Here is a 12,427-nt window from a genome sequence, read left to right as displayed (position 1 = left end):
TTACTGTAGCAAAGGGTTGTTACTTTTGTCAAATCGACAAATAAGAAAAAACCCGCTTAAACGCTGTTATATCAGCGCTTAAACGGATTTTAATTTGGGTATAAAAAGCTTTGAACTCTAGCGAAACTTTCATCATTTCCAACAAAATAAATAATGTCCCCTTTTTCAAATGAGACATAAGGACCAGGGGATAGTAATAATTCATTGCCACGTCGAATACCAACGATAGTACTAGAAGTATTTTGCCAAAAATTTAAAGCTTGTACAGTTTGATGAATGCATGGACTATCAGCTGTCATTTCTAATTGATAGGGGATGAACGGATTGACTGACCGGTAATGCTCTGTGCGGCTAATTAGTTGCTTTGCCTTGTCTTGTAAATTAATCAATTCATGATGTTGCTTTTGAATACTTGTCAAAAGCTCATTTTGTATTTCATGAATCGATTGTACATCATGAAACTGTCTGACGAATTGAGCCGCTTTTTCATACGATTTTATAATTACGCCACTACCTTTTGAAGCTTCAACAATTTCTAAGTCTTGCAAAACGGCAATAGCTCTTCTTGCCGTCTCAGCAGAAACATTATATTGACTGGCAAGAGAGGATCTTGCATATATTTTATCGCCAATGCTGTATTTTCTTTCAACAATCTTGGAGGCAAGATCAATGGCTATTTGTTGATATTTTGGTTGCTTTAGTTGAACATTTTTTTCTAAGTTCATGTTAAACTTCCTTTCGTCATTACAGTACCACAGCTTATTATAGACTAGCCTGCACAGAAAAAATAGCATCTCCATAAGCTAGTAGTATATGATGAAAAAGTAATAATAAAATTATCATCCCTAATAATTATAATTAAAGAGTAATAGCTGTCGATTGACACTTTTTAGTTATTATTATAAACTAAGTTACGTTATGTAAGTGATGTGAAAATACATGTGCTCAGTTGGTGAATTTAGCCAACTGTTTCTATAGAAGGTTGGAGATTAATATGAAAATTACAACTAAAGTGATGGACTTAGTAAAAGATAAAATGACGTTAGTAAAGCATACAAATACAGAGAATATTTGCCTAGTTGGACCAGTGAAATTACCTGTAAAACAAGGCGATTTTTCTGCAACTTTTCAATGGTATAACTGGCTTAAAATTGATGCGAATTTAACTAAAGAAGAAATCATTGATGGATTAGCCGCTGCTAATTTAGCATTTTTACAACAATCCTCTGTGCTTGTATATGGTGATTTTACCCATTCAGAAGATGCTTTAATCCGAATGCATAGTATTTGTCACACAGGCGACATATTTGGCAGCCAGCGTTGTGATTGTGGATACCAGTTGCATGAGTCTATGAAAATGATAGTTGAGCATGGCTGTGGTGCTATATTTTATTTAGCTGATCATGAAGGTCGTGGTATTGGACTATTCTCTAAATCTCTTGCTTATTTATTGCAAGAGGAAGGGCTCGATACAGTTGAAGCAAACCATGCACTTGGCTTCCTAGATGATACACGTTCTTATGACGAAGCACTTGCGGTATTAGCTACACTGCGTACCAAACCAGTAACACTTATTACAAATAATCCGAAGAAATTGGCTGCATTACAGGCTCGTGGCATGGCTGCGGAAGGGCATGTTCCTTTATGGGGCGGTTTGACAGAGACGAATCGTTTTTATTTAGAAACGAAAGTTGAAAAATCTGGACATATACGTGAAAAGCAATAGGTGGAGGTTGCGATGATGATGAATGTAGATGAAAAGTATATGCAACTGGCTTTGGATTTAGCAGCTAGTGCTAAAGGAAATACGAACCCTAATCCACTTGTTGGGGCTGTAATCGTGAAGAACGGTGTGATTGTAGGTACAGGTTTACACAGAAAAGCAGGGGAACCACATGCTGAAGTGCATGCTTTTCGAATGGCTGGAGAGCATGCACTGGGTGCTACGTTATATGTAACGTTAGAGCCTTGTTCACATTATGGTAAGACACCTCCTTGTGCCAATTTAGTGAAGGAATCTGGTGTCAGTCGAGTGGTAATTGCTATGCAAGATCCAAATCCAGCAGTAGCAGGTCGTGGCATCCAATTGCTACAAGATGCTGGAATAGTGGTGGAAGTAGGGGTTTTAGAGCAACAAGCGCGCCGTTTAAATGAGCGTTTTATTCACAATATGCTTACGCATCGTCCTTTTGTTATTTCAAAATTTGCTATGACTTTAGATGGGAAAATTGCTACGCATACAGGACATTCAAAATGGGTAACTGGAGAGGGTGCACGTGAGGATGTTCACCATATTCGTCATGAAGTAGATGGAATTTTAGTTGGCGTGGGTACAGTCATTGCTGATAATCCTTCTTTAACAACAAGACTAAAAGAAGGATATGGAAAAAATCCAACACGTATTATTATGGATAGTTCTCTACGTACACCTGACAATGCAAATGTCTTGAATACAGAGGATGCACCAACGATTCTTGTTTGCAGTGACGACGTAAGCCAAGAAAAAATTCATTTATTTACAGAAAAAGGTGTTACAGTTTTACCCGTACAAAAAAATGAATATGGATTACAGATTGATGAGATGCTTGAAAAGCTTTATATACACGGCATAACAGATATTTTGCTAGAAGGTGGAAGTAAAATGAATGCTTCCTTTTTACAGCAAGGTGCAATCGATAAATATGTAGTATATATAGCACCTAAAGTTTTGGGTGGAAATCTATCGTTAACGCCGTTTGCTGGCTATAATCCCTCTCTCATGCATGAGGCATGGAATGTTGAGTTTGCTTCATTTGATAAAATAGGCGAGGATTTGCGTATTATTGCCTATCCAAAGCAGGGTGAAAAAAAGTGAACTATCAAGCAGATGTCTGTATAGTAGGGGCAGGTCCTGCTGGTGCATTGTTATCCTACCTACTTGCTAAAAAAGGGCTGTCAGTGATTTTATTAGAGCAAAATGTAGCACTTGGTCAGGCATTTCGTGGCGAGCATTTAAATGAGGAAGGGGAGGCTGTTTTAAAAAGCCACCATCTTTTCGAAGCAGTCGAGGCACTCGGTATATTACGAATGGAGAAACTTGAGTATTATGCTGGTGGCAGAGCATTTAAAACAATTCTTCCAGATGAAGCAATAGGACATTTAGGCATTCATGTACCACAGGCAAATTTATTAAAAGGAATTTTACAAAAAGCACAGCTGTTCCCTAACTTTACATGCCTGCTACATACAAAGGTAACAAAGCTGATCGCGGATGCTACTGGTCATTATAGAGGCGTTATGGCGATAAAAAACGGAGACCCTATACAAATCGATAGTCAGTTAATTATCGGTGCAGATGGTCGTTATTCTACTATTCGTAAGCAAGCACATATTGATGTTCAGAAACAGAAGCATGGCTTTGATTTACTGTGGGCTAAAATTCCTGCGCCATCTGATTGGGAACCATCCATAAAAATGGCACTCATCGATAATAAGCAGCTGTCATTGTTTACACAAGTTGGTGGTTATCTTCAAATAGGCTGGAATATTGAGCAAGGTAGTTTCCCTCAGCTTCGAAAACTAGCATTTACACCCTTTATCCAGCAGCTTGTGGAGGCATTTCCAGAATTAACGAAGACAGTGCAGGCACAGATAACTTCCTGGCAGGATTTTGTTTTGCTTGATGTCTTTAGTAGCCATTGTAATAGTTGGGGGACAAAGGGCCTTGTCTTGCTAGGGGACGCTGTTCATACAATGACACCAACAGGCGCTTTTGGGCTGAATAGTGCACTAAAAGATGCAGATTGTCTTGCATCATTGCTAAATAAAGACACACTAGCACAATTTAACGTACAATATTTTCAACAAATGCGTAAGCAAGCCATTGAGGAAGTATTAGCAAAACAAATTGAAAAAGAACAGACATTTGCTTCTAACTTTATAAACAAGGCTTCGTGAAAGGACGAACAACTAGATGAAGTTTGGCTTTGATATAGATGACACATTAATTGATTTACGAGCACATGCCTTTTCACTTTATAATAAAAAGCTTGGCAAAAAGGTTTCCTTTGAAACCTTTCAAGCGATACAACGAGTAGAAATTCATGAACCATTTGGATTAACAGATGAGGAAGGAACTGCCTTGTGGAATAGCGCATTGGAAGAGATCTATTTTACGGACTGTCCATCTTTTGATGGTGCTTTAAAAGCCCTCCAAGCTTTAGCAGAGCAGGGACATGACATTTACTATATTACATCTCGTCCAAAACAATATTGTGCGCAAACAAAAGCTTGGATGGAGGCACAGGGCTTTCCAATAACAGACGGTCATTTTTTTTGTGGCATGCAAGATGCAGAAAAGGTAGCCATTATAAAAGAGCTTGCTTTAGATATTTATGTAGATGATAAACCAGCAGTACTTGAGACACTTCATGATGTGACAACTAAGGTAATCTTAAAGAATCAATCTTATAACCAGCATGTAAATCTTCCACGTTTATATGATTGGCAAGAGTTTCAAACGATGTTAACAAAATAAAGGATTGGTGCAACGACTAACCGTTGTACCGATCCTTTTTTGCTAAAATCGACTAAGTTTAAAGGTAGATAAATCTTGTTTACTTTTGCCTTCTATAATTAAATCTGCAAGAGCTTCCCCAACAGCACTACTAAATTTAAAGCCATGACCAGAAAAACCTGCAGCAATCACAATATTCTGATGTTCAGGTAAAAAGTCGATGATGAAATCTTCATCTGGTGTCATCGAATACTTACATGTTTTTCCGTATTTAAGCGTTCCATGCTGAGGCATAAAATGATCAACGAAGTTTTGTAAGTCAACAGCATCAGACGCATCAAACGGACGTAGAGGGTCGTTTGGATTAACCACATCACCACCATCGTGTCGTCCAAGTTTTAACCCCGCTCCATCAATACTTGGAAAGCCGTAGTAGGTTGAATCGGCGAATTCAAAGCAATAGGCTGGAAAAACTTTATCACGATACAGCTGCTCATCTGCCTCAAACCATGCAAAGGTTTTCCGCGTTGGTGTGACGGGTATGCTCACATCTACTGTTTGTAATAATTCTGTTGCCCATGCACCCGCCGTTACTATTAATTGCTTTGCTTTATAGCTATTATGTACTGTTTGTACCTGTACAATATCACCAGCTTGGATAGCCAATACTTTTTCATTTGTTTGGAGGCTTGCACCCGCCTCCAAGGCTAATTTTTTATAGGCTTGAATACATGCTTCGACACGAAGGACACCAGCTGTAGGTTCAAAGCAAGCAACTAAATTTTTTGACAAGAATAACCCTGGCCATTTGTTCATTGCTTCAGCAGGTGAATAGTGTTCAAGCGCTAAATTATAGAGCGCAGCACTAGCCTCCACATTTTGAATAAAGGCACATGTTGGCTCTCCAATATTAATTACACCAGTTTGTATAAATAAGCTTTCATTTGTTAAAGACTCTAGCTCTTGCCAAAGCTCGCCAGCTCTTTTTACAAAAGGTACATAGCTAGCTCCTTCACCATAGGCAAAGCGAATGATTCTTGTATCCCCATGATGACTACCTTCTTCATGGGGTGGAGTAAAGGCATCTAGCATAAGTACATTTTTTCCTTCCTTTGCTAAAAAGTAACCAGCCGCCATCCCCATGGAGCCAGCACCAACTATTATGACATCATAGTCCATTTTAATCCCTACTTTTTTACTCTAGTATAACAGATTTATAGGGAAGGAAACAGAAATTTTAGAAAATAAATAGACACAGCACCTGCAATCCGAATGGACTAGAGATGCTGTGCGTTGTAGATAGCTACTATTTTGAGCTTGGTAAAATTTTATTAAGGAAAATCGCTACGAGCGCAGCGGTTGCAATAGGCGAACCAAATAAATACTGCACGGTTGTAGGTAAGGAATACAGGAAATCATCAGGCAATAATGTCAATGCTAACGTTAAAATAACAGGAATCGCGATGACATACATTTCCTTTTCACCAATATGTTCATTTTTCATGACCTGTAAACCACTAATGGCTATTATGCCGCAGACGATCACAAATACACCACCAATAACAGCTGAAGGAATTGCTGAGATGAGTGCTGCTAATTTACCAGAGAAGCCGAAGACGATAAACCAAATACCTGCTGCTATAAAGACACGACGGCTCGCAATCCCAGTAATAGAGATAACACCTGCATTTGTTGAATAACCTGTCACAGGAGTGGAGCCAAGTAAAGAAGCAATAAAGCAGCCAATTCCTTCACCAATAACACCACGGTTAATTTGTTTATTTGTTAAAGGTTGGTCGATGACATTGCTAATGGCAAACCATGTTCCTGTTGTTTCAGCCATTAAGACAATATATATAATGACCATTGTGATAATAGCAGAAAAATTAAAGCTAAAACTAAAATCTGCAAATGGAATTTGTGGCATGCTAAACCATTTGGCTTGCGATACAGGAGATAAATCTAAAACACCCATGATATTTGCTGCAATACTACCAGCAATTAAGGCGATGATGACAGAAGCAATTCGGAATAGACGTCCTTTTTGATGGAAGACTGTGCCTAACATGACACAAATAATTAATACGAATGCTGAGATAAGTGCTAAATAAATGTTTTGATTTATGGATGCGCCTGCACCATTAAAAATATTATCACTTAAACCAACAGGCATTAAGGACAATCCAACCACAAAGATAATCGTTCCACCAACAATTGGTGGAATAAATGTTTGGACAATTTTATTGAAGATACCTGTATAGCCTAAAATAATAACCAAAATGGCTCCAATTAAACTAGCACCTAGCACAGTACTCCAACCTAAATCACCACTACCACTTGCTGCATAGATCCCAACAATGGCACCAAGTGGAACATAGGATGGACCTTGTGCCATCGGTAATTTCATACAAAAATGTGTTTGCACAATCGTTGCGACCCCAGCTGCAATAAAGGTTGATTGAATCAAGGCGCTTGCCTGACCAGTTTGTAGACCGATTAGCATGGCAATTAAAAAGGGCACCACATAAACATCCATAGCCATAACATGCTGTAAACCGAGTAGAGCAGACTGACCGAACGAAATTTTTTCATCTGGTAACACGGTTAATTGTGTTTGTTTTGTTTGATTAGTTAGTTTTCTATGTTGTGTTTCCACGAAGTTGTACACCTCAAAATGATAGATTTTTATTAGAGAATAAGAGAATGATTAGCCTCTCGTATGAACTTTATTTCCTTGCACCCATACCTCGCGGATATTTTCTGGGCGTACAAGATACATGATTTTTTGGAATATATCGTGTAAATCTTCATTTGGATCAAAAATCGGAAGCCTAGCAGTAGGAATTTTTGTATCGATAATTTGTACATCCCATGTATAGTTTTCCTGTAAACGGCCAATTGGAAGACTTAAGCTTTCTCCACCACCAGCTGTCGCTAGATAGAAGGCCTCATTTATTGTAATGCGTGAATTTGGGACACCACGCTTTTCGGCGGAAATGGTTGTATCTACACCATCCTCTAGCATTCTCGATGACATAACAGCTTGTCTTGCATTATCAAAAAGACTTGGAGAAAATCCGCCTGAAACATCTGAACCTAGTCCAATATCAACGCCCATTGCATGAAAGCGGGCGATTGGAATCACGCTGTTAGCAAAATAGGCATTAGAGATTGGACAATGACCTATGGCAGTGCCAGTTTCAGCAAATAATCTGGCATCCTCATCGCTTAAGAAATTACAATGAGCCATGACAGATTTTTCACCTAACAAACCAAAATTATGTAAGGCGACGGCATCATTTTTGTTGAATCGTTCTTTAACGTAGCTGTGCTCCCAGTCACTTTCACTACAGTGTGATTGGATATGTGTATCATACTTCGCAGCTAATTCACCTAAGCCCTTTAAGGCACCGTCTGTACAGCTTGGAATAAAGCGAGGAGTGACAACGGGGTAAACACCCTGTTTAGTCGTTTTGGCTAAATTTTTTACAGCTAAAATAAATTCTTCCGTATCCTCTAATGCGGTTTTTGTGTTTTCATCTCGATAAAAATCAGGATTCTGTTCAGGATCGTCCATGACCACTTTTCCGACTAATCCTCGTTGTCCCTTTTCAGCACAGATTTTCGCTAAAAGTACACTGGCCTCCTTATGGACCGTCGCAAAATATAATGATGTAGTTGTACCATTGGCAAGTAGTGTGCTTACTAAATCCTCATAAACTTCTTGAGCAAATACTAAATCGGAGAATTTTGATTCGATAGGGAAAGTATATGTGTTTAACCAATCGTAAAGAGGAATGTCTAAAGCTGTCCCAGATTGTGCCCATTGAGGTGCATGTACATGCAAATCGACAAATCCCGGTAGGAAATATTGGCCTTCAGCTAATGCATGGAAGTTATTTTGATCTTGATATGTAATTAATAGTTGTTGGTAATCAGGTTGTTCGGGAGCGATAGTTTTAACAATCATACCGTCAGCATTAATGAAAAATAAATAATCCTTTAAAATGTGAACGTCAGTAGCAGATTTACTAGTAAAAGCTGTTCCTTTGAAAATATACGTATATTCAGACATAAAAACCACCTTAATGTTCGTTTATTGATAATAACACGGATTATTATAGGCTATAAAAACTATTAAGTCTACAAAAAAACGAATATTAATATAATGACTAAAGAAATGCATGCACCTTTTTAACTACATTTTTACAGCTTTGACAAGCGTTGATAGATAATAAAAGAAGGCATCTATTTGAGAGTGCCTTCTTTCTATATGATCGATTCATTGATGATGTGAAGAAAATTATTAAAGGATGTGGAGTGATGCAATTCATTTTTTCTTGTACAAAGGTAAATCGGTCGTTGGATATCAATGTCCTTAATAAAAACGCGGGCAACTTGCTGCTGTAGAATAAAGCTAGAAGCTGCTATGGATGGTGCTAGCATTGTACCAAAACCTGCCGCAATGGCATGTATGGATTCATTAATCCCGTCTAGTTGTAAACCTACTTTCGGTGGAGGAATTTTATGCACTTTACATAGGGCATTTAAGTATTCTTTTGTGGAACTACCATCCTCCCTTGTGACGAAGGGCTGCTGCATAAGTTCTGCAAGCGATACTGTTTGACCTGCCAGATGATGATTGTACGGCACAATAAACCAATAATCCAAATTCATTAGAAATTGATAATTAATATCAGCATGATGTCCATCTTCTTTGACGATAAAAGCTAAATCAGCTTTATAATGGAGTAAATCCTCAATCACTTGCTGGGAATTGGCGGTCTTTAAATGAATATGTGTTGCTGGATAAACTTGTTTAAATTGAGCTAACCATTTAGGTAGTAAAAAATGGGAGGGAACATGCGTGGAGGCAATTTGCAGTTCTTCATTGCCCGTATTTTTAAGCTGTTCAACTTTATTTTCAATATCAGTTTCTAGATCAAATAAGCGCTGTGCCTGTTTGTATAAAAAAGTACCATTTTGTGTTAGCGAAATGCCCCTACCTTTGGCTTCTAGCAGTGTCAAGCCTAGTTCTTTCTCTAAATTTCGAATTTGAATGGTTACAGCAGGCTGACTTATCATAAGTGTCTGTGCCGCTTTGGAAACACTATTGAGTTCAGCCACCTTTATAAATAAACGTAGAGCATGTAAATTCATGTCGTTACACCTTTCATAAATTTTTTTTATGCTTTTATATACATTATATATTAGATTTATTAATTTGCGCTCTGTATCCTTTTAATTACAGTAGAATATATGAGAGGGGGGTTCATCATGAATCGACAACATATAGGAATTGTCTTTGGAGGAATTTTATTATTAGTTGTTGCTATGGGGATTAGTCGATTTGCCTTCACACCGATTCTACCCTTTATGCGTCATGATGTAGGGTTTTCATTGGAAGTGGCTGGTTTTTTAGCTTCAAGCAATTATATTGGTTATTTCATTGGCGCATTATGGGCAGGGTTCATTTATCGTCAACGTAAAAATGTTTTAATGGCAAGTGTTGTTACCAATGTCCTATCTGTTATATTAATGGGCTTAATAGAAGTGTATAGTGTTTGGCTAGTTCTGCGTTTAATTGCGGGCATTACAGGGGGCCTTATTTTTGTGTTAACATCGAGTATTATTATGGATTACTTGGCGAAGCATTCATTATCACGATGGTCTGGCTATGTATTTAGTGGTATAGGCTTAGGGATTGCTATTTCAGGTTTATGTGTACCTGCTATAGAAGCAAGATTTGCTTGGCAGGGTGCATGGTTAGGCTTAGGAATTTTATCAGCGATTTTTTTATTTATTACCTCTTATTTATGGAGAAGTTTAGTGGTGCAGGACAGCACAAAAGTTACGAAATCTCTTGATACAAAAATGACAAAGGGTTTTATGCCATGGCTGATTTTATCCTATGGTTTAGAGGGGTTAGGCTATATTATTACAGGTACTTTTTTAGTCGATATTATTCATAATATTCCTTCTCTTCAAGCTTACTCTTCCTATAGCTGGGTCATTGTGGGGCTCGCGGCTATTCCATCAGCTCCTGTTTGGACGGTCTTATTAGAGAAGTTTTCAGCTATAAAAATTTTGTTTGTGGCATACATACTGCAAGTGGTTGGTATCCTGTTACCTGTTTTTGCACAAACGGTATGGAGCGTTTTATTAGCATCTTTTTTATTCGGTCTAACCTTTGTAGGAATTGTCACGCTAACTACTTCCTATGCACGACAGCTATTCCCGACAAAGAGCGGATTCGTTGTTTCTTTATTAACAACCTTTTATGCTTTTGGACAAATTATCGGACCGATTATCGCAGGAAAACTGGTCGAAGTTTATAGTAGCTATAAAGCAGCACTTATATTTGCTGGTGTCATAGTGTTTCTTGCATTGCTCGTTATGGTAATTGGTAGATGGCTAACTATAAAAAAAGAAGCTGTTGCTGAACATACAATTTCTATATAACGCATAAAAGCCAGAAATCCAAATAGGATTTCTGGCTTTATCATTTACTTAAAGAAGCCGTGCCTCTATCTACATGATATTAAAAAATAAAATAAAAGTCTATATATTTTTTTCTTTATATGGAAAAATAGACAAGTGCACATAGGACGTAACGTTACGATTTTACTTTGAAATGGGGACTGTAAATGAACACAGAACAAGCTATTCAACGCTGGAATCGATATGCGGAAAGGTATACAGCAAACTACGATGAGCAGGGGGATATTCATCGTGTCGTACTGTTAAATCCCACTATCTTTTCTTTGCTAGGTGAGGTAGATGGAAACCATCTATTAGATGCAGGATGTGGAGAAGGCTATTTAAGCAGATTACTGGTAAAGAAGGGTGCAAGAGTAACAGCTGTTGATTTTTCACAAAAAATGCTAGACATTGCTATGGAAAGAACATCACAGCAGGAAGCTATTCAATTTTTACACGGGAATTGTGAAAATTTATCCTTTTTAGCAGATGAACAATTTGATGGTATTGTTTCAAATATGGTTCTCCAAGATTTAGAGGATTATCAGGCTGCTTTATGTGAGATGTTTCGATTATTAAAACCTAATCGCACTTTTATTTTTTCGATTTTACACCCATGCTTTGTGACACCAAATAGTGGATGGATGAGACATGAGCAGCTAGATCAACAGTATTGGAAAGTCCAACGTTATTTTTATGAAGGGGAGTATCACCAGCTAGATGCTGACCCACCAATAGTTCTATACCACCGAACATTAACAAGCTATGTGCAAGCAATTAGGCAAGCTGGATTTACTATTGAGACTATGGTAGAGCCCAAGCCATCACAAGACATGCTAAGGAAGTACCCTCAATTTGCGGAAGATTTGCATTGTGCAGATTTTATTGTTTTTAAATTAAAGAAATAAAGGAGAAGTACCGATGCGTTTATTTCATGTCAGTGAAGACCCTACTATTATGATTTTTCATCCTCGACTGCCTGAGCGACCAGATTTAGATGCCAAAAAAGGGCTAGTATGGGCAATCAACGAAAGATGCCTGCCAAACTATTTAACGCCAAGAGATTGTCCGCGTGTCTGCTTTCATGCAGGAGATCAAACAACAGAGCAGGACAGACAGCAATATCTACATCAAGCTTCACATGTAGTAGTCATAGAAAACAAGTGGTGGGAAGTATTGAAAACTACAAGTCTTTACCTATATGAGTTTGATAGTAATGGATTCACTTTACAGGATGATATTGCGGGCTATTATACGAGTGAAATAACACAAATGCCCATCCATGTCTCAGAGATCAATGATATAGCTAAAGCATTATTGGAGCGCAATGTTGAATTGCGAATCGTGGATAGCTTATGGGAAATACATGATAAAATCCAAACTACAAGCTTAAATTGGTCCATGTGCAGAATGCGCTTTGCACAACCAAGATTCTAAAAACAAGCCTCGTTA

Annotated in this window: 12 protein-coding genes; 7 read left to right on the top strand and 5 right to left on the bottom strand. The window is 38.0% G+C overall.

Features of this window, described 5'->3' with window-relative positions; translation table 11 throughout:
• Positions 1–89: 89 nt before the first annotated feature.
• Positions 90–725, bottom strand: a complete 636-nt coding sequence (locus tag ACMGGO_RS16340) for a TrkA C-terminal domain-containing protein (RefSeq protein WP_420282067.1) — start codon at positions 723–725, stop codon at positions 90–92.
• 269 nt (positions 726–994) lie between these two features.
• On the opposite strand from ACMGGO_RS16340, the gene ACMGGO_RS16335 reads away from it, so the two are divergent.
• Genes ACMGGO_RS16335 through ACMGGO_RS16320 form a run of 4 tightly spaced genes read left to right on the top strand, consistent with a single transcriptional unit; the run spans position 995 to position 4,516 of the window.
• Positions 995–1,726, top strand: coding sequence for a GTP cyclohydrolase II (locus ACMGGO_RS16335; RefSeq protein WP_420282066.1), 732 nt, complete (start codon positions 995–997; stop codon positions 1,724–1,726).
• 15 nt (positions 1,727–1,741) lie between these two features.
• Positions 1,742–2,854, top strand: a complete 1,113-nt coding sequence (gene ribD / locus ACMGGO_RS16330; protein WP_420282064.1) for a bifunctional diaminohydroxyphosphoribosylaminopyrimidine deaminase/5-amino-6-(5-phosphoribosylamino)uracil reductase RibD — start codon at positions 1,742–1,744, stop codon at positions 2,852–2,854.
• On the top strand, positions 2,851–3,936 hold the full coding sequence (locus ACMGGO_RS16325) for an FAD-dependent monooxygenase (protein ID WP_326140435.1): 1,086 nt from the start codon (positions 2,851–2,853) through the stop codon (positions 3,934–3,936). The genes ribD and ACMGGO_RS16325 overlap by 4 nt, the downstream gene beginning before the upstream one ends.
• Before the next feature lie 16 nt (positions 3,937–3,952).
• Positions 3,953–4,516, top strand: a complete 564-nt coding sequence (locus tag ACMGGO_RS16320) for a 5' nucleotidase, NT5C type (RefSeq protein WP_066036621.1) — start codon at positions 3,953–3,955, stop codon at positions 4,514–4,516.
• A 42-nt stretch (positions 4,517–4,558) separates the two neighbouring features.
• On the opposite strand, the gene solA is transcribed toward ACMGGO_RS16320, so the two are convergent.
• The 4 genes from solA to ACMGGO_RS16300 form a co-directional block, all read right to left on the bottom strand.
• Complete coding sequence (solA, locus tag ACMGGO_RS16315) at positions 4,559–5,674, bottom strand: N-methyl-L-tryptophan oxidase (protein WP_326140436.1); 1,116 nt, start codon at positions 5,672–5,674, stop codon at positions 4,559–4,561.
• Positions 5,675–5,801: 127 nt separating this feature from the next.
• The gene (locus ACMGGO_RS16310; RefSeq protein ID WP_048391244.1) at positions 5,802–7,151 is read right to left on the bottom strand and encodes a uracil-xanthine permease family protein; all 1,350 of its coding nucleotides are present in this window, start codon (positions 7,149–7,151) and stop codon (positions 5,802–5,804) included.
• Between the two features lie 51 nt (positions 7,152–7,202).
• Positions 7,203–8,570 (bottom strand): guanine deaminase, encoded by a 1,368-nt coding sequence (gene guaD / locus ACMGGO_RS16305; protein WP_066036623.1) that lies wholly within the window; start codon positions 8,568–8,570, stop codon positions 7,203–7,205.
• 194 nt (positions 8,571–8,764) lie between these two features.
• On the bottom strand, positions 8,765–9,655 hold the full coding sequence (locus ACMGGO_RS16300) for a LysR family transcriptional regulator (RefSeq protein WP_420282063.1): 891 nt from the start codon (positions 9,653–9,655) through the stop codon (positions 8,765–8,767).
• Positions 9,656–9,772: 117 nt separating this feature from the next.
• Here ACMGGO_RS16300 and ACMGGO_RS16295 point away from each other — a divergent pair, with 117 nt between their 5' ends.
• The 3 genes from ACMGGO_RS16295 (at position 9,773) to ACMGGO_RS16285 (ending at position 12,412) form a co-directional block, all read left to right on the top strand.
• Entirely contained in the window at positions 9,773–10,957 is a 1,185-nt protein-coding gene (locus tag ACMGGO_RS16295; RefSeq protein ID WP_420282062.1) for a YbfB/YjiJ family MFS transporter, read from the top strand.
• A 185-nt stretch (positions 10,958–11,142) separates the two neighbouring features.
• Complete coding sequence (locus tag ACMGGO_RS16290) at positions 11,143–11,883, top strand: class I SAM-dependent methyltransferase (RefSeq protein WP_420282061.1); 741 nt, start codon at positions 11,143–11,145, stop codon at positions 11,881–11,883.
• A 13-nt stretch (positions 11,884–11,896) separates the two neighbouring features.
• Positions 11,897–12,412 (top strand): DUF6886 family protein, encoded by a 516-nt coding sequence (locus ACMGGO_RS16285; protein ID WP_420282060.1) that lies wholly within the window; start codon positions 11,897–11,899, stop codon positions 12,410–12,412.
• Positions 12,413–12,427: the final 15 nt, after the last annotated feature.

Source organism: Lysinibacillus sp. BNK-21 (assembly GCF_048684915.1).
Classification (GTDB): domain Bacteria; phylum Bacillota; class Bacilli; order Bacillales_A; family Planococcaceae; genus Lysinibacillus; species Lysinibacillus capsici.
This window is presented reverse-complemented; position numbering and strand designations above follow the sequence as displayed.